The organism is Enterococcus sp. DIV2419, assembly GCF_051711865.1.
In the GTDB taxonomy this organism is placed as follows: Bacteria; Bacillota; Bacilli; order Lactobacillales; family Enterococcaceae; genus Enterococcus; species Enterococcus faecalis.
On the sequence record NZ_JBIONS010000001.1, the window covers coordinates 874,032 to 893,843 of the forward strand.

At 37.4% G+C, this 19,812-nt stretch carries 15 protein-coding genes; 10 read left to right on the forward strand and 5 right to left on the reverse strand.

Features of this window, described 5'->3' with window-relative positions:
• The first annotated feature begins 19 nt into the window (after positions 1-19).
• The 8 genes from IGI97_RS04165 (at position 20) to manA (ending at position 9,872) form a co-directional block, all read left to right on the forward strand.
• Complete coding sequence (locus IGI97_RS04165; protein ID WP_002362575.1) at positions 20-1,465, forward strand: glycoside hydrolase family 1 protein; 1,446 nt, start codon at positions 20-22, stop codon at positions 1,463-1,465.
• Positions 1,466-1,646: 181 nt separating this feature from the next.
• Positions 1,647-2,216, forward strand: a complete 570-nt coding sequence (locus tag IGI97_RS04170; protein WP_002367148.1) for a guanylate kinase — start codon at positions 1,647-1,649, stop codon at positions 2,214-2,216.
• Positions 2,217-2,363: 147 nt separating this feature from the next.
• A complete protein-coding gene (locus IGI97_RS04175; RefSeq protein WP_002367146.1) occupies positions 2,364-3,041 on the forward strand; it encodes a TetR/AcrR family transcriptional regulator in 678 nt (225 codons plus the stop codon).
• 20 nt (positions 3,042-3,061) lie between these two features.
• The gene (locus tag IGI97_RS04180) at positions 3,062-4,789 is read left to right on the forward strand and encodes an ABC transporter ATP-binding protein (RefSeq protein ID WP_002367144.1); all 1,728 of its coding nucleotides are present in this window, start codon (positions 3,062-3,064) and stop codon (positions 4,787-4,789) included.
• A complete protein-coding gene (locus tag IGI97_RS04185) occupies positions 4,786-6,654 on the forward strand; it encodes an ABC transporter ATP-binding protein (protein ID WP_002356577.1) in 1,869 nt (622 codons plus the stop codon). The genes IGI97_RS04180 and IGI97_RS04185 overlap by 4 nt, the downstream gene beginning before the upstream one ends.
• A gap of 162 nt (positions 6,655-6,816) precedes the next feature.
• Positions 6,817-7,686: a VOC family protein gene (locus tag IGI97_RS04190; RefSeq protein WP_002359617.1), complete on the forward strand. Its 870-nt coding sequence runs from the start codon at positions 6,817-6,819 to the stop codon at positions 7,684-7,686.
• 129 nt (positions 7,687-7,815) lie between these two features.
• Positions 7,816-8,859: a serine hydrolase domain-containing protein gene (locus IGI97_RS04195; protein WP_002391690.1), complete on the forward strand. Its 1,044-nt coding sequence runs from the start codon at positions 7,816-7,818 to the stop codon at positions 8,857-8,859.
• Between the two features lie 41 nt (positions 8,860-8,900).
• Positions 8,901-9,872 (forward strand): mannose-6-phosphate isomerase, class I, encoded by a 972-nt coding sequence (manA, locus tag IGI97_RS04200; RefSeq protein ID WP_002356580.1) that lies wholly within the window; start codon positions 8,901-8,903, stop codon positions 9,870-9,872.
• A 56-nt stretch (positions 9,873-9,928) separates the two neighbouring features.
• Here manA and IGI97_RS04205 read toward each other — a convergent pair whose 3' ends face one another.
• The 5 genes from IGI97_RS04205 to IGI97_RS04225 form a co-directional block, all read right to left on the reverse strand.
• Positions 9,929-10,474, reverse strand: a complete 546-nt coding sequence (locus IGI97_RS04205) for an ECF transporter S component (RefSeq protein ID WP_002356581.1) — start codon at positions 10,472-10,474, stop codon at positions 9,929-9,931.
• A gap of 2 nt (positions 10,475-10,476) precedes the next feature.
• On the reverse strand, positions 10,477-11,451 hold the full coding sequence (locus IGI97_RS04210; RefSeq protein ID WP_379896896.1) for a nucleoside hydrolase: 975 nt from the start codon (positions 11,449-11,451) through the stop codon (positions 10,477-10,479).
• Between the two features lie 236 nt (positions 11,452-11,687).
• Positions 11,688-12,380 carry a type 1 glutamine amidotransferase gene (locus IGI97_RS04215; protein ID WP_002356583.1) on the reverse strand — a complete coding sequence of 231 codons (693 nt, stop codon included), beginning with the start codon at positions 12,378-12,380 and terminating at the stop codon, positions 11,688-11,690.
• Entirely contained in the window at positions 12,370-13,722 is a 1,353-nt protein-coding gene (locus tag IGI97_RS04220) for a Mur ligase family protein (RefSeq protein ID WP_086318029.1), read from the reverse strand. The genes IGI97_RS04215 and IGI97_RS04220 overlap by 11 nt, the downstream gene beginning before the upstream one ends.
• A gap of 658 nt (positions 13,723-14,380) precedes the next feature.
• On the reverse strand, positions 14,381-15,019 hold the full coding sequence (locus IGI97_RS04225) for a helix-turn-helix transcriptional regulator (RefSeq protein WP_002381503.1): 639 nt from the start codon (positions 15,017-15,019) through the stop codon (positions 14,381-14,383).
• A 402-nt stretch (positions 15,020-15,421) separates the two neighbouring features.
• On the opposite strand from IGI97_RS04225, the gene ssnA reads away from it, so the two are divergent.
• Both ssnA and ygfK read left to right on the forward strand, forming a co-directional pair.
• A complete protein-coding gene (ssnA, locus tag IGI97_RS04230; RefSeq protein WP_061691136.1) occupies positions 15,422-16,756 on the forward strand; it encodes a putative aminohydrolase SsnA in 1,335 nt (444 codons plus the stop codon).
• Positions 16,757-16,786: 30 nt separating this feature from the next.
• Positions 16,787-19,792, forward strand: a complete 3,006-nt coding sequence (ygfK, locus tag IGI97_RS04235) for a putative selenate reductase subunit YgfK (RefSeq protein WP_438738042.1) — start codon at positions 16,787-16,789, stop codon at positions 19,790-19,792.
• Positions 19,793-19,812: the final 20 nt, after the last annotated feature.

Genomic DNA, 19,812 nt, shown 5'->3' on the forward strand with positions numbered 1-19,812 from the left:
ATTTGGAGGAGGAACAAGTATGACAACAACGACAAAATTTCCAAAAGGATTTTTATGGGGCGGTGCGACCGCAGCCAATCAATTAGAAGGGGCTTACTTAGCCGATGGTAAAGGGTTATCTGTGGCAGATGCGATGCCGGGAGGAAAACAACGTTTCGCTATTTTAGGAGATGAAGCGTTTGATTGGACGATTGACGAAACGAAATATCGCTACCCTAATCATACAGGAATTGATCACTATGATCGCTTTAAAGAGGACATTGCGTTGTTTGCTAAAATGGGCTTCAAATGTTATCGATTTTCAATTGCGTGGTCGCGTATTTTTCCACAAGGAGATGAAACACAACCGAATGAAGCCGGCTTGAAATTTTATGATGCGGTTATCGATGAATGTTTAAGCTATAACATTGAACCAGTAATTACGATTTCTCATTATGAAATGCCACTGCATTTAGCGAAAGAATACGGCGGGTGGAAAAATCGTCAATTAGTTGACTTTTATGAACGTTTTGCGGAAACTGTTTTAACACGTTACCACCAAAAAGTTAACTATTGGATGACATTCAATGAAATTAATTCAGCTTTTCATTTCCCAGCGCTTAGTCAAGGATTGGTAAAAAGCAATGGAGCCAATGATTATCAAAACATTTTCCAAGCCTGGCATAATCAATTTGTTGCAAGTAGTAAAGCTGTAAAAATTGGCCATGAATTAAATCCAGAATTACAAATTGGATGTATGATTATTTATGCCACAACGTATGGCATTGATTCGAATCCAGTCAATCAAGTTGCTACAATGATTGAAAACCAAGAGTTTAATTATTATTGTACAGATGTTCAAGTTCGTGGTGAATATCCAGCATACGCAGAACGCATGTATCAAAAATATGCTGTGAAAGACTTAGTTATTGAAGAAGGAGATTTAGAATTATTAAAAGAATACCCAGTGGATTACATTGGCTTTAGTTATTATATGTCGACTGCTGTCGATGTTACTGGTACTACCAACGATACAGCAAATGGGAATCTTTTAGGCGGCGTTAAAAATCCCTTCTTAGAAGCAAGTGAATGGGGTTGGCAAATTGATCCCGAAGGATTACGAATTGCCCTAAATGAATTATATAATCGTTATCAAAAACCTTTATTTATTGTGGAAAACGGCTTAGGTGCAATTGATAAAGTAGACGAAAATTTCTATGTGGCAGACGACTATCGGATTGATTATTTACGTCGTCATATTGAAGCAATGGCAGAAGCAGTTGCAGACGGCGTCGATTTAATGGGCTATACGCCGTGGGGCTGTATCGATTTAGTCAGTGCTTCCACAGGTGAAATGAGTAAACGGTATGGGTTTATTTACGTTGATTTAGACGATGAAGGAAATGGTACTAAAAACCGTTATGAAAAAAAATCGTTTAATTGGTACAAACAAGTTATTGAAACTAATGGACAAAACTTAGACTAGTTATTGTAATTAAACAAAACAAGATAAGCGTAGTAGGTTGTTGCTTCTGTTCCCGCCGTTTATTAATTTTTAAGCTTGGGCCAAAAATCCAAAGTGATTTTTGGCCCAAGCTCTTTTTTGTCAATTTTTCAAAATAGTGCACAATACGTTATAATAGAAACAACTGAGAGGAGCGTTTCTAATGATTAAGCAATTACAACATCCATTTTTTGTTATTATGGGTCCGAGTGGTTCTGGCAAGACCGCAATTACAAGTAAGGTTTTTCCGAAAAACTATAAAGTTATCTCGCATACTACGAGGAAAAAACGATTGGATGAAGTGGATGGTGTGGATTACTATTTTGAAACAAAAGCAAGTTTTCAAACCTTGATTGAAACCAATCAGTTAGTGGAGTATGATTTTTACCATGGAAACTATTACGGTGTCGGTGTAGCTGCCATCGTTGAAACAACGAAAGAGCATCCAGCCTATAATGCGTTAACTTTTCCAGGCTTTCAAGCGGTCTTTGAGCGTTTCGGCGAGTCCGTCATTCCAGTTTTTTTTGACGTTTCAAAAGAAAATATTTATCAACGTTTAAAGCAACGAGAATCTGATCCTAAAATTATTGAAGAACGTTTAAACCTTTATGATCAAGAAATTCTTATCAAAAACCAATTGGAACAATATCCTAATTATCAACGAATAGATGCCAATGGACCTATAAAAGAGGTCGCTGGCTTGTTACAAGAATGCATCAAACACTATTATTAATCAAGCAACTGGTGAGACAGAATCTAACATTAATTTTGTCTTGCTGGGTGCTTGATTTTTTTTGTAAAAAACTTGCATTCTGAATAGAGAGTGCTATAATGACATGGTGTCATATGACAATGTGTCATAAAAGGGAGGAACACAAATATGCCTACGAATACGTTTTTTCATTTGCCAGAAGAAAAGCAACAACGCTTATTAGATGCTGCGCAAATTGAATTTTCACGACATTCTTTACAAGAAGCGTCAATTGCAAATATTGTTAAATTAGCGGAAATTCCTCGCGGTAGCTTTTATCAATATTTTGAGAACAAAGAAGATTTGTATTTTTATTACTTTGCGACATTAAGAAAAAATAGTGAACGAGATTTAGAGAAACAAATTATTGCGGAAAATGGTGATTTAATCGAAGCCATGGATGTCTATTTCTCCAAAATGATTGTCGAAGTACTAACTGGAGAGAATGCTTCTTTCTATCGGAATTTATTTGTCAACATGGACTATCGTGCTTCACGTCGGGTGACGGATAATTTAGCGACTGGAGAAGAGGAAAAAAATAGGAAACAGCACTGTCATAAGCATAGAGGAAGAAAAGGCCATGCTGCCTATGCAGAACATCTTTATCAAATAATTGATCGTTCGAAATTAACCATTGAAACGCCAAAAGAATTCACATGGTTCATGCAGACGGCGATGCATGCCGTTTTCTCAACAATTGTTGACGGGTATCGTCAACAAAGAGAAAATACCGCCTATGATTCAACTGAAGCAGTCAAACAATTAAAAATGAAATTAAATTGGTTGAAAAATGGCGCTTATAAGTAGCAAAAAGGAGGAGAAGTTAGTTGATTAAACTAGTCAAACGGATGTCATTATGGTCAGTCTTTGCAGCGGTTTTATTTATGATCGTGCAAATTATCGCAGATTTATATCTGCCCACATTAACATCTAATATCATTAATGACGGTGTCGCTAAAGGAGATATTAACTATATTTGGAGTACAGGAGTTGTCATGTTAGGCTTTTCTTTGATTAGCATTGTCGCTTCTATTGGAAATACCTTTTTTGCCACCAAAGAATCACAAAGTTTAGGTAAAAAATTACGGACTGATATTTATCGAAAAGTTGAAAATTTTTCTAATAATGAATTTGACAAATTTGGGACAGCTTCGCTAATTACACGAACAACCAATGATGTCAATCAGATTCAAATGGTTATGCAAATGTTTTTACGTTTAATGATTAACGCACCTTTAACGTTAATTGGTGCAAGTTTTATGGCGTATAACAAGGACCCACAATTAACGAAAATTTTTCTATATGTTTTACCAATTATGGCTGTTTTAGTGGGAGGTATCATGTTTTTAGCGGTTCCGTTATTTAAAAGCATGCAAAAGAAAACCGACCGTTTAAATTTAGTTTTTCGTGAAGGCCTGACAGGGGTTCGTGTGATTCGGGCCTTTGGCAAAGCAAACTATGAAGAACAACGTTTTGATGAAGCCAATAAGGATTATACACAAACGGCGATTAAAGTGAATACGATTGTCGCTTTGATGATTCCTTTAATGACACTCATTATGAGTGGTACCAATATTGCAATCACTTGGTTTGGCGGTCATTATATTGCGGAAATGCAACTAGAAGTAGGGAACTTAATTGCCTTTATGACTTATGCCATGCAAATTCTGATGAGTTTCATGATGTTATCCATGATTTTTGTCATGGTACCGCGGGCGCAAGCCTCTGCTGATCGGATTAATGAGGTGCTAAATACTGATTCAGAAATCAAAGATGTACCCAATCCAGAACTGCTCTCTCTAAAAGGCGACGAAGCAACATTGGCGTTTGAACATGTTAATTATCGTTACCAGCATGCTGAAAACTTAGCACTGGAAGATATAGATTTTTCAGCAAAATCTGGGGAGACGGTCGCAATTATTGGTGGGACAGGTTCTGGGAAAACAACGCTGGTTAATCTTTTACCACGTTTTTATGATGTTGAATCTGGCAAAATTTTGCTAAATGGTAAAAACATTAAAGATACGTCACAGCATAATTTACGAGAAATGATTGGCTTTGTACCGCAAAAGGCTGTTTTATTTACAGGAACGATTCGTGAAAATATGCAATACGGCGCCCCAAATGCGACCGATGAAGAAATTTGGCAAGCTTTAGAAATTGCGCAGGCAAAGGCGTTTGTTTCAGAATTGGCAGAAGGTTTGGATAGTCATGTCGAACAAGGCGGCGGTAATTTCTCTGGCGGACAACGCCAGCGGTTGGCTATTGCTCGTGCTTTAGTAAAACCAGCAGATGTCTATGTTTTTGATGATTCCTTTTCTGCATTGGATTTCAAAACAGATGCTAATTTAAGAAAAGCCTTAAAAGAGCAGATGACGGATGCAATTGTCGTTTTAGTAGCCCAACGTGTAAGTACGGTTATGGAAGCATCGACAATTTTAGTATTAGACGAAGGAAAATTAGTTGGTAAAGGAACGCATGAAGAGTTATTAGCGAATAACCAAACGTATCAAGAAATTGTACATTCTCAATTGAGAGAGGAGGACCTTGCATGAGTAGTCGACCAAAAGGCGGACCAATGGGCGGGGGACCAGGACGCAACATTGGCGCAAAAGGGCCAAAACCAAAAAATTTCTGGAAAACAGTGAAACGTTTATTTCGATACATGTCTAAACGAATGCTGTCAATTATTGCTGTCTTAGTATTAGCAATCGCAGCCGTCGTTTTCCAAATTCAAACACCAAAAGTATTAGGACAGGCAACAACTGAAATTTTTAAAGGCGTCATGAAAGGCGCTGCTGAAATGAAACAAGGCTTAAAAATAACATCTTTTCCAATTGATTTTGACAAAATCGGTCAAATTTTATTAATTGTTATTGCCATGTACCTTATTTCTGCTGTCTTTAATTTCTTGCAGCAAGTAATTATGACACGTGTTTCACAGCGAACAGTTTATGAATTACGTCAAGAATTAGAAGCGAAAATGAACAAAGTTCCAATTTCCTATTATGATACTCATAGTAATGGGGACATTATGTCACGGGCAATTAACGACATGGATAATATTGCGAGTACTTTACAACAAAACTTAACCCAATTAATTACCAGTATCGTGACATTTGTGGGTGTACTTTGGATGATGCTGACCATTAGCTGGCAGTTAACACTAATTGCCTTAGCAACAGTGCCATTAAGTTTAATTGTTGTGATGGTTGTGGCGCCTCGCTCGCAAAAACATTTTGCGGCTCAACAAAAAAGCTTAGGATTATTGAATAACCAAGTCGAAGAAACCTACGGTGGTCACGTAGTAGTAAAAAGTTTCAACCACGAAGAAAGTGATCAAGAAGTATTTGAAAAAGAAAATGAAAAATTATACCATGCTGGTCGCAAAGCACAATTTATTTCAGCGATCATTATGCCTTTAATGAACTTTATCAAAAATCTAGGCTATGTGTTTGTTGCAGTCCTTGGTGGCGTAAAAGTAGCGAATGGTATGATGGATTTAGGGGATGTCCAAGCATTTCTTCAATATACCAATCAATTTTCACAACCGATTACTCAAATCGCTAATTTAATGAATACAATCCAAGCTACGGTGGCTTCGGCAGAACGTGTCTTTGAAGTATTAGATGAAGAAGAAATGGTGGATGAACCTTCTGGCGTACCAGTGGAAACAGATAGTCCTTATCGTGTTTCTTTTGAACATGTTGCTTTTGGCTATTCACCAGAGAAATTATTAATGAAAGATTTCAATTTAAATGTTAAACCTGGGGAAATGGTCGCGATCGTGGGCCCAACAGGTGCTGGGAAAACAACCCTAATTAACTTATTGGAACGCTTCTATGATATTAGTAGCGGCAGCATCAAATATGATGGTGTAGATACGCGCGATTTATCTCGAGAAGAGTTGCGAGCACACTTTTCAATGGTTCTTCAAGATACTTGGTTGTTCACTGGAAGTATCTATGACAATATTCATTATGGTAATGACCAAGCGAGCGAAGAAGAAGTGATCCGTGCGGCGAAAGCAGCCCATGTGGATGATTTTGTCAGAAAATTACCAGAAGGCTATCAAACGATTCTAAATGAAGAAGCCAGCAATATTTCTCAAGGTCAACGACAATTAATTACAATTGCTCGAGCATTCTTAGCAAATCCAGACGTTTTAATTTTGGATGAAGCCACCTCAAGTGTGGACACTCGAACAGAAATACTGATTCAAGCAGCAATGAATCGTTTATTGGAAAATCGGACCAGCTTTGTGGTCGCTCATCGCTTGTCGACTATCCGTGACGCCGATACGATTATCGTTATGGCAGAAGGTTCAATTGTAGAAACAGGAACCCACGATGAATTAATGGCGAAAAACGGTTTTTATGCTGACTTATATAACAGTCAGTTTTCAGAAGAAGTAGCCTAAAAGGCGAAGCAAAAAAATAGTAATTCATGATGAGGCTTCAAGAACCATAGTCGTAAAGACTGGTTCCTAAAGCCTTATTTTTTTGACAAAAAGTTAGCGAAATTGAAAAATTTCTATTTTCTTTTGAGAAAAACAGGATATTACTTGATGAAATAGCAAGAGATGTATAAAATGGGAGAGAAGAAAATGGAGGTAACAGAAAAAATGACTGAATTTCAATTAGAAAAAGCTGCGACATTAAAAACAATTGCCATTCGTGCGAAAAAAGTTGGCGAAATGGTCGACTTTTATAAAAAAGTAATGGGTTTTGTTTTAAAGTCAGAAGAAAATAACCTGTCTATCTGGGGTACACGTGAAGCAGGAACGCAATTATTAATTTTAGAAGAAACTAGAAAAGCCGAAGATTTTCATAATGAAGAAAAACAAATGGCTTATTTTTCAATTAAAGTTCCTACGGAAAAAGAATTTTTACAAATTGCTCAACGAGTGCTTGAACAAGACTACCCAATTGATGAAAGTTTCCAAATTGGCACACGTCAAAGCATGTTCATTACTGATCTTGAAGGCAATCAATTTGAGATTTTTCACGATGAAGCAACAGCAAATTCGACTTCTGAAAAGCAACCAATTGTGCTTAAAGATCTTATCAGTGAGGACTTAGAGCCACATCAAGGGTTAGCCGCTGGGTCATATTTAGCGCATGTGCAATTAAAAACAAACAATCAAAAAGAAATAAAAGCATACTATGAGGAAGTTCTGGGTTTAAAACGCAATGAAAAAGATCAATTTGTTTTAGAAGATGGCAAAGCAACTATTGGATTCCAAAAACCTGAAACAAGTGAAGTGGATCAATTACCTGATCCACACTTAGGTTTAGATTTCTTTACCATTAAGCTCTCTGATCAAGAACATATTTTAGCAATGGAGCAACAATTAACGGCAAAAAATCAAGAGTTCTTTATTGACCAGAAAAAAGCGATTGTCACTGTGTTTGATCCAATTGGCTTGGAATGGTGGTTTGTCTTAAAATAAACGCTTAGACAGACAAAATAAGCTTGTTTTAGCAAGTCTGGAATAAAGTCGGAATAAAAGTTTAACGCTACTTTTGTTCGGAACTTATTCTAGACTTTTCCTTTAATATTAAAAATAGAAGGTGAAAAAATGTACGAAAAAACAAAGTGGAAAATTCAAAAAATGATGAAAAAAGGTGTTTTTTCGGGCGCTAGTTTTTGTTTCATTGAAGGTGAAAAAGAGGAGAGCAATTGTTGGGGACTCGCACAAATAAAACCCACCAAAGAACAATTAACCTCGGCCATGCTGTTTGATGTGGCTTCTTTAACCAAAGTAGTCGGCACCACCACCGTTATTTTGCAATTAGTGGAAGAAGGAAAAATTATTCTAGATCAATCATTACAAACTTATTATCCCTCTTTTCAAGATTCTAATATTACAATCCGGCATTTGTTGACACATACGGCAGATTTACAAGGCTATATTCCTAATCGTGATCAGCTGAATGCCCAAGAATTAAAAGACGCCTACAATCATTCATTTCACGCAGGCAAAGCGATAGGTAAAAAAGTTGTTTATACAGATGCAGGGACTATTTTATTAGGCTTTATGTTAGAAGAAATGTTCCAGCAATCAATGATAGAAATTTTATCTGAGCGAGTATTGCTTCCTTTAGGGATGAACGAAAGTACGTTTCTACCAAAGAATCCTTTAAACTGTGTGCCAACAGAATTACATGAACAAAGAGGGTTGATTCGAGGTACAACCCATGATCCTAAGGCATTTGTTTTACGGGAACATGCAGGGAATGCTGGCTTGTTTAGCAATGTCTATGATTTAACAAAATTTGTTCGAATGTATTTAAATCGAGGCAGTTATCACAATCACCAATTCTTGAAAAAAGAGACAATTGATTTGTTACTAGTTAACCAAGTGCCAGCTGCAGATAAACCACGTTCTCTAGGCTGGGATTTTAAATATGATGTAGCTACGCAACGGCCATTATTATTCCATACAGGCTATACAGGCACTTTTTTGCTAATTGATGTGCGACAACAATCAGCGTTTATCTTTTTATCTAATCGAGTCCATCCAGAGGACCACCGGAATACTTATATCGAAGAAAGAGATCAGTTGTTGGCAACCTATTTAAAAGAGAAATCATCAGTTTCAGATGAAATGACTAGTTTTTAGTGATATAATGAGAGCGAATTCAATTTGGGAGGTCACAGTCAATGCAAGAACCATTATTTTTACAACCTGTTTTTCAAGAAAAAATTTGGGGCGGCAATCGTCTACACACGCTATTTGGTTTCGATTTACCGAGCGATAAAATTGGTGAAGATTGGGCAATCAGTGCACATCCACATGGCGTTAGTACTGTTTTAAATGGCGAATTTAAAGGAAAAAAATTAGATGAATTGTGGGCAGACCATCAAGAGTTATTCGGCCATGCAGGTGGCGCTGTCTTTCCATTATTAACGAAAATTTTAGATGCTGAAGATGATTTATCCGTGCAAGTTCATCCTGATGATGCATATGGCCAAAAACATGAAGGCGAGCTAGGCAAAACTGAATGTTGGTACATTATTGATGCAGAACCTGGCGCTGAAATCATTTATGGACATCACGCGAAAACAAAAGAAGAACTTGCAGAAATGATTGAAGAAGGTCGTTGGGACGATCTTTTAAGAAAAGTACCAGTGAAAAAAGGCGATTTTTATTATGTACCAAGCGGCACTATTCATGCCATCGGCTCGGGTATTTTAATTTTAGAAACGCAACAAAGCAGTGATACTACGTATCGGGTTTATGATTATGATCGAACAGATGATCAAGGAAAGACCCGGGAATTGCATATTCAACAATCCATTGATGTGACAACCGTTCCGGCAAAGGATCCTGACCTCTCTATTCAACAAGAAAATCAAGGACAATCAAGCATTGTTACTTATGTAAAAACAGATTTCTTTAATGTCTATGAGTGGCGTGTCAGTGGGATTCTAAAAGTTAAAAAACAAGCACCTTATACATTAGCAACAGTTATTGAAGGTGTGGGTCGATTGATTACAGAAGATGCTGCAAAAGCAGATGTGGCTACTTTTGATTTGAAAAAAGGCGATAGCTTTATCTTTCCGACAGATATTCCGAGCTGGCGTTTTGAAGGTGATCTAACGATTATAGCTTCAGAACCTGGCAGTCGCTAAAAAAAAAGAGGAGATCATCAACAGATGATTTCCTCTTTTTTTGGCATTAAAACAGTTTATTTTGTTATAAAGGAACGTTTAGGTAAGGCAGCGATAACAGCTGTGACGATGATGACTGATAGCAGACGATCCCCGTAATCTGTTATCAATTGAACCAACAGGACGCTTGCTAACTGATTTAAGCCTAAACCATATAAAAATTGGACAATTATGCTGGAGCCAGCAGAAGTTATTCCACCAAATAAACAAACTGTAATCAAGGAAGAAATTACTGTTCCTGGTATCGTTAACCACAACGTTTTAAATGGTAATTTGGTTACTTTTAACTGCTGATGAAGGAGCAAACCTGCTAAAATTCCTGTGCAGAGTTGGACAGGTGAATAATATAGAGAAAAGATATCCGTTGTCAATCCAGTTAGTAGACTTGTTAAAATACCTGTCAGTGCACCAAAGAGTGGGCCTAATAACGCACCTGTAAAAATAGTTCCCACGCTATCAAGATAGATTGGTAAGCGAAGGAGCAATGCAATGGTACTGCCAAGGTAATTTAAAGCAACACTAAAAGCGATAATTGTAATGATTCGTGGTGTTATTTTTTTCATGGTTATCCCATCCTTAAATTTTTGAAATCTCTTTCGATCTCATCTATTTGTACATTTAAAAGAATGGATAGAAACTTCACGAAAAACTGTTGACTATCAACCGTAGTCAAGACATGACAATTAGCTGGTTGCTGCTGGAAATGATATTGATCGATCATTGATTGCCCCATAGCAATGCCGTCAGGAACAATTTGTCCGTAACTGGAAAAGCCTTGGCAGAGCGTAGGATCAATAAAATAAGCAACCGCTAAGGGATCGTTGATAACACACCCTAAAATACGTTCATATTTCCAATGAAAATCAAAATAAAATTGAGTAATCTCAGCGAGGTAATTCCCCATTTTGGGGTTGAGTCGTTGGCAATAATTGAGAATTGTTGGTGTAAAAACAATTTCTCGTGTGACATCTAAGCCGACCATTTCGATTTTTGCACCTAATTTCTCAAAAACCCAAGCTGCTGCATCAGGATCACACCAATAATTAAATTCTGCAACAGGAGAGCAATTGCCGTGGCTTTTAAAGGTACCACCCATTGAGACAAAACGTTGAAGATTTCGCCCCAGAAGAGGTTCTTTTTTTAAAGCCAAAGTAATATTTGTTAAAGGACCAAGGGCAATGATTGAGCAATCGGTAGCTTGTTGAAAGGTTTGTGCTAAATAGTCGGCAGCGGAAAGCGCTTGTGCTTGGATTTTGCTAGTTCTGGGGAAATATGTTTCACCTAAACCATCCATGCCATGTGTATCTTGTGCACTAACAAATGGCCGTTTTAAAGGGCTAGCAGCCCCTTGGTAGACAGGAATATCTAAGCGATTAACTTTTTCCAAACATTTAAAAACATTTTCCACGCCAATCTCAACAGGGACATTTCCGCAAACAACTGTAATCGCTTGGACATCTAGCTCTGGTGAAGCAAGTGCATACAAGAGAGCAAGCGTGTCATCAATTCCAGGATCACAATCAATAATTACTTTTTGCATTTTTTCCAATCCTCCTTTTTCGTTAACTGCAAATGATAACTCTTGTTAAAAAAGCTATGACTTGAGTTAGTATTGAGAGATACTTAGTTTTTTATTCTTGGAAGTTTCCGAACCAGTCCGAGAAATTCTCGATTTTAAATGCACCTCTTTATCTTACTATATTTTGTAAAGATGTAAATAGTTGTCGGAGAAATGAAAAAGAATCTAGTCCTATATGTAGGAACTAGATTCTTCTTTTATTTATAAAGCGTTTCAGGAATAGCGATCGGTTCACCATATTTTTTCTCTAAAGCGGTCCGAATTAACCGAATCCCTAGATTTTTGTTGCGTGCTAAGATTGGACCGTGGAAGTAGGAGCCAAACACATTTTTATAGACAACGCCTTCGCCATTATCTTGACCGTTATTGCCTTTGCCTTGTTTGACTGTTCCTAAAGGTCGTTCACCTTCGCCTAAAAAAGTCATGCCGTTATGATTCTCAAAACCATAATACGTTTCATCAAATTCTTCATTATAAATTTCAATATCACCAATGAAACGATTGTTGTCTTGGCTCAAAGTGTAATGATCTAACGCACCGATTCCTTTAATTTTTTCGCCTTGTGCGCCGACATAGTAATGTCCTAGAAGTTGATAACCACCACAGATAGCTAACAAGACGCCGTCATTTTCAATATAAGAAGTCAAAGCTTCTTTTTTATTCTGAATGTCTTCTGAGATGATCAGTTGCTCGAAGTCTTGACCGCCACCAACAAAGACTAAATCATATTTTTCGGGATCAAACGGTTCGTAGATACTGATAATTTCTGATCGGAAGGTAACGCCCATTTTTTCGGTTAAATATTTAAGCATCAATAAATTTCCGTTATCTCCGTAAGTATTTAATAAGTTGCCATATAAATGACAAACGACTAATTCTTTAGACACCATTCATTCCCCCTTGAATATACCCTTGGGCTGTTAATGATTTTCTTAATTGCAAAACAGCAGTATAGGTTGCCAAAATATAGACATGATCTGTCGGCAACCTTTTAATTTCTGAAATTACTTGCTCTAAATCAGCAATTTCTAGTAATTTTTCTTCAGGAATACCCGCAACTTTTAAACGCAAGGCCATATCTTCATGGCGATCACCGCCAGCAATTACTTTTGGAATGTCCATATCAGCAAAGGCTTCATGATTACCATCCCAAATCCAACTGACATCAATTCCATCTGCATAATTGGCATTTAATAATGAAACCAGCGAGAAAGAGTAAGGGGCTAAGCCCATCATATCAATGACCTGATTTAAACCAACGGGATTTTTTACTAAAACTAACGTACATTCTTTATCGCCAACTTTAATGGTTTCTTGACGCCCAAAAACTTTTTCATCATAAGCTAAGCCCGCTCGGATTTTATCTGGTGCCACCTGATAATATTCTGCTACCGCTGTGGCCGCTAGCGCATTATAAACATTATACATCCCACCAACAGCAATGCCGTATTCTTCGCCATCAATCACAAAATCAGCAGATGTGTTATCCATCCGGACCATTTCCGTTAACTGCACATCCAACTCAGGCCGTTTGAAGCCACAATTTGGGCAATAGTAATCACCTAAATTAGCATACGTAATCATTTTATAATGAAGAATATGATTACATTTTGGACATAAAACCCCATCTGTATTGTAATGAGCCAATTGCTCTTTCGGTGGTAAATGATTAAATCCATAGTATTTGCGAGGATTTACAGTTTCTTTTGAATTAAAAATTGGCGAATCACCGTTGCACAAAATAGTTGCTTCAGGAGCAGCGGCGGCGCCTTCCATAATTAAGCGATACGTCGTATAAATTTCGCCATAGCGATCCATTTGGTCGCGGAAAATATTCGTAAAAACAAATAATTTTGGTTGAATATATTTAGTGACACGGCTTAAACTTGCTTCATCAATTTCTAACACCGCAAATTTCTTTTGTCCTTTTTTCGCCTTGGCATTTAAAAAAGTAGAGACAATTCCTTGCTCCATGTTAGCACCCGTTGGATTTGTTAATACCTCATCAAATTCTTGGCGTAAAATGTTAACAGTTAAAGCAGTTGTCAATGTTTTGCCGTTCGTTCCAGTGACTACGACAATTTCATAGTCTTTTGCCAATGTATCTAAAATTTTAGGATCGATTTTTAGGGCTAATTTCCCTGGGTAGCTACTGCCGCCTTTAAAAAATGTTTGTAAAACCCATTGCGAAGTTTTTCCTGCAGCAATTGCTAAATGACTTCGAATCCCCATTTGTTGTCCCCCAATTTCTATATCTTTAATTTTTCGTTATTTTAAATTAAACTCAATCTATCATACCATAACTAAAATAAAAAATTAATTCCTTTTACTTTTTCTTACTATTATTTAAAAAGTCTTTTAGAAAAAGTAGAATAGTGAAGGAAAAAAGAATAGGGCCTGGGACAAAAATCACTTTGGATTTTTGTCCCAGGCTTAAAAAACTGATAAACGGCGGGAACAGAAGCAACACTCCGCGTTGCTTCGATCTCAACAACTTCTAAGGTGTTTTCTCGACATGCGTCTCGTCACAGTACAGCCTTCAAAAGAGCTACAGCTCTAAGAGTTGCGATGTTTCACTGTGAAGCATGAACAGATGAAATCATCGTACCTACTTGGTGAAGGTCCTTCGGAAATAAGCCGGAATTGTTGATAATCACGAAGAACGTAGTGATTCGATGATGAACAATACCTACTTGGTCTCCAAAAATTAAAGAACACCGGGTAGGTATCATGCAACATCAACTCGTACCTCGTTGTGTTTTATGACAATTTTCGGAAATTCCTTCTTATTGCTGAGAAACACTATTTGCAAAGCAAATAGATGTTGAACAGTACCTACGTGGTTCTTGGAGTTAAACACTTCTGTCCCGACCTCCATCGATTTCCATTTTTATTTCGCATCAATATAACTGTATAGCGTATATTTAGAAATATTGAAGAAGTTAGAGACTTTGTCCCCAGATTTAGTGACTAAGAAGGCGCCTTTATTGTTTAAAAATTGAATACACTTGATTTTATCGTCCTTCGTCATTAATGGGACCGGCTTGCCAACTAATTTGACTGATTCATGAATTAAATCGTCTAACAACTCATTAACATCCTGAGGAATGTAATCAGGGTCTTTATCTTCTTCAGGTTCTGCAGTGGAAATCAAAGATTTTAAGTTTGACTCTGCAGCGATCAATGTAGTGATGTCGTAGTTAATAGCAAAAATACCATCGAGTTGACCATTCTCATCTTTAAAATACATTGTACTAGATTTTAAAATACGACCATCATGGGTACGGGTTAGATAGTTAATATGATCATTCAACTCACTGGGATCTTTTTTTAAGGCTTCTAAAACTACTTGAGAAGGTCCATCGCCCAGATGACGAGAAGAGACATGACCATTTTCGATGGAAACAATAGAATTGTTAATATTGTCTTCATTGATTTGGTGGATAACGACTTCGCAGTTTTCCCCAAATTGACCAGCTAAACCTTTAGCAATTTGTGTTAAAAAAGTAAGTTTTTCGTCGGATAACATAAATAAGCTCCTTTCTAATGTGCCTGGCACAAACAGTTTTTATAAGATTGTGTCAAATTTAACATAATATTTTTAAATGGAATAGGCAGGGCTAAATCCTTTAATGTCGCGTACTACCTGTTCTGAAAAATAATGATAGCATGATAAAAATAATAATACAAGATAACGGCTGTCAAAATTCTAAAAAATATTTTTTAGGTAGCATTGTTTTTTTTAAGGTAAGGTGATATACTTTAATCAAGTTAATGAGTTCGTTAGTAAAAAATGCAAGCGCTTCAAATGCTTTTCGTAGGGGATATAGATTAGCCAAGCCAGTCAAGCTATATTCGTGAATGATTGAGCGATAGATTTGTAAGCGTTTGCCACTTGTGGGGAATAGGTTGAAAAATAGGAGGAGAATACATGTTATTAATTGGAAATGGGCGTTTAATCACTCGGGATGCGCAGAATCATTTTTTTGAAAATGGGTGTGTGGCGATTGATGGTCAAGTTGTGAAACAAGTCGGAACGACAGAAGATTTAAAACAAGCTTATCCAGAAGCGACATTTATTGATGCTAAAGGTGGAGTGATTATGCCAGGCTTTATTAACATGCACAATCATATTTATAGTACCTTTGCACGTGGGTTAAGTTTAACGAATTATCATCCTAAAAATTTCATGGATATTTTGGTAGATCAATGGTGGCGAATTGATCGTGCCTTGACATTAGAAGACACTTATCAAAGTGGTAAGGTTGCTTATTTAGATAGTATTCGCAACGGTGTTACAACTGTCTTTGATCATCATGCTAGTTACGGAGAAATTACAGGGAGTTTAACCCAATTATCTAATGCAGCGGACGAGTTAGGGATTCGGACCTGCCTTTGTTATGAAGTTTCTGATCGCGATGGTGAGCAGAAAATGCGGGAAGCAGTTCAAGAAAATGCCGCCTTTATTAAAGCCAGTTCCTTAAGAAATGATGATATGCAAAAAGCGATGATGGGTATGCATGCAGCATTTACTTTATCAGATGCTTCTTTAGAATTATGTGCAGCCAATACGCCAGATGGGATTGGTTATCATATTCATATTGCAGAGGATTTAGCCGATGTTCATGATTCTTTGAAAAAATATGGGAAGCCGATTGTGAACCGATTATTTGATTTAGGAATTTTAGGAAAACAGACAATGGCAGGCCATTGCATCCATATTGGACCTCATGAGATGGAATTACTAAGAGATACAGACACAATGGTGGTCACGAATCCAGAGTCGAATATGGGGAATGCGGTCGGTTGCCCACCTGCGATGCGCATGTTTAATGAGTATGGTATTTTGATGGGTCTTGGCACAGATGGTTATACGAATGATGTGACGGAATCTTATAAGGTGGGAAATGTTATCCACAAGCATCATTTAGCTGATCCAAATGCTGCTTGGGCAGAAATTCCCGCAATGCTGTTTGATAATAATCCGCAAATGGCTAATCGCTATTTTAAAACAAAGCTAGGCGTTTTAGAACCTGATGCAGCAGCAGACGTCATTATTGTTGATTATCATGGCCCGACACCAATGACAAAAGAGAATTATAACATGCACATTTTATTCGGCATGAATGGTGGGATGGTCACTGACACGGTGATTAATGGAGAAATTCGGATGCGTAATCGTGAAGTTCAAGGAATTGATGAAGAGAAAGTTTGGCATGATGCGCAAACGCAAGCACAATATTTCTGGAAACGAGTAAATCAATAGCTTTCATTATAAATAAAAGGAGTGACGTTAATGAGTGATATTATGCATCCCATCTCAATTGAGGCTTTATTAAATTGGATTTTTAGTGAGTATCAACAAGATGGCACAATTTTTGGCATTCGTAAATTTTATCATGCGGATCCTACAAAAACGATTTCCTTATTTGGAGAAAAAATGGAAACCCCTTGTGGTCCAGCAGCAGGTCCTCATACACAATTAGCACAAAATATTATTGCGGCCTATTTAACAGGTTCTCGTTTTTTTGAAGTTAAGACAGTCCAGATACTGGATGGAGAAGATTTACCGGTGAGTAAACCATGTATCGCAGCAGCGGATGAATGTTACAACGTTGAGTGGTCCACAGAATTGCGTGTTCCCCAAGCTTATGATGAATACGTCAAAGCATGGTTCGTTTTGAAGTTACTGAGTAAAGAGTTCGAGCTAGGTGACCCGAATGGTTTCATTTTTAACATGAGTGTTGGCTATGATTTGGCAGGGATTCAATCACCAAAAATTGATCGTTATATTAACGAAATGCAGAACGCAGAAGGAACGCCGATTTGGGCGGAATGCCAAGCAGCTGCCAAAAAATATCTATCTTATTTTAAAAAAGTAGATGACTTATATATCGAAGCAATTAGTCCTAAAGTCTGTCATTCTATTACGCTGTCGACTTTACACGGCTGTCCATCAGATGAAATTGAACGAATTGCGGCCTATTTATTAAGTGAAAAAGGGCTCCATTCCTTTATTAAATGTAATCCAACCATGTTAGGTTATGAATATGCGCGTCAAACGATGGATGAGCTAGGGTTTGATTATATGGTTTTTGACGATCACCATTTTAAAGAAGATTTACAATTTGAAGAAGCAGTACCGATGTTACAACGTCTGCAATTATTAGCTAATAGTAAAAATCTAAGCTTCGGAGTTAAAATTACGAACACTTTCCCAGTAACGATTGCAGCAAATGAATTACCTGGTGATGAAATGTACATGTCAGGACGTTCGCTATTTCCTCTTAGTATTTCATTGGCACAAAAATTATCAGAAGCATTTGATGGGAAACTACAAATTTCTTATTCTGGCGGTGCAGATATTTTCAATAGTAAAGAAATATTTGATGCTGGGATTTGGCCAATCACTATGGCAACGACGCTGTTGAAACCTGGTGGCTATCAACGAATGAATCAAGTTGCTAATGTATTGGGCGCAGCAGAATATCCTCAGATGGTTCATGTCAACTTGGATAAATTAGCCCAAGTTGTTGAGAAAGCTAAAACACAAGCGCGTTACCAAAAATCAATTAAATTACCAGAAAGTACCAAACTAAGAAAAACAGTTCCGTTAACAGATTGTTATATTGCTCCTTGTCGAAGTGACGGTGGTTGTCCGATCAATCAGGATATTCCTGCTTACCTTCGTTATGTAAGTGAAGGCAATTATTTAAAGGCCTTGCAAGTAATTGTCGATAAAAATCCGTTGCCTTTTATTACTGGAACCATTTGTGCACATCCTTGTATGACTAAATGTACACGTCAATTTTATGAAGAATCTATTCATATTCGGGAAGTGAAGTTAGAAGCAGCTGAACATGCCTATGATGAATTATTGACGACACTAGAAAAGCCACAGCCAAAAGAAAATGCACCTAAAACAGCTGTTGTGGGTGGAGGTCCTGCAGGGATCTCTGCTGGGTATTTATTAGCACGTGAAGGCATGCCTGTTACTGTGTTTGAAAAATCCGAGACAATTGGGGGCGTTTGTAGCCAGATTGTACCAGAATTTCGAATTTCTATGGAATCTGTTCAAAAAGACGTTCAGTTAGCGGAATTTATGGGAGCTGAATTCCGTACAGGACAAGAGGCGCCATCATTGGCAGAATTGAAAAACCAAGGCTATACGAATGTTATTTATGCCATTGGTGCATGGAAACATGGGGTCCTTCGTTTAGAATCTGGGCGAGCATTGAACTCGTTAGAATTTTTAAAAGCAAACCGAGAAAATCCAACAATTAATCCTTATGGAGAACAGATTGTCGTCGTTGGTGGCGGAAATACAGCTATGGACTGTGCTCGTGCAGCCACAACATTACCTGGTGTTAAAAAAGTCTCAGTGGTTTATCGTCGGAATAAACGCAATATGCCAGCAGATGAAGAAGAACTTTATTTAGCCTTAGAAGATGGTGTTGACTTTTTAGAATTACTTTCGCCAATTAAACATGAAAATCAACAATTAACTTGTGAAAAAATGGTCCTAGGTGAACGAGATGCCTCTGGACGCCGTCGTCCAATTGGTACAGGAGAAATGATTGATATTCCTGCTGATACAGTGATTGCCGCTGTTGGTGAAAAAGTAGATACAGAATTTTACCAAGCATTAGGCATTCACACAGACAACTATGGGAAAGTCGTTTCAAATCAAGAAACATTGGAAACAAATATACCAGGCGTCTATGTCATTGGTGACGCTAATTTAGGACCAGCCACAATAGTTGAAGCAATCGCTGATGCAACCAAAGCGGCCAATAATATTTGTCTTGTCCACAGTCATCACTATGAAAAAGATAATTTAAATAGTGATGTTGCATTTGTTAGAAACAAACGGGGTATCCTTGTGACAGACGAGATGTCTTGTAGTCAAGCTAGTCGTTGCTTAGAATGCTCCACAATTTGCGAATCTTGTATGGATGTCTGTCCAAACCGAGCAAATATTGTTGTGTACGTCGAAGGAAAACCACAAATTGTTCATGTTGATCGGATGTGTAACGAATGTGGCAACTGTGAAACATTTTGCCCTTATGCAAGTGCCCCTTACAAAGACAAATTTACCTTATTTAACAGTGAATCTGATTTTTATGACAGTACTAATTCAGGTTTCTATGTTCAAAATCCTGTGGATAAAATTTGTTTACTGCGTTTATGGGGAACGGTGTCAACAATCCAATTAACGGATCAAGGATTAGATGTACCAGAAGATTTAATCGCATTAATGGTAACTATGATTGAAGAATATGCTTATTGTATGCAAGCATAAAAGGAAATTTACGACTGGGG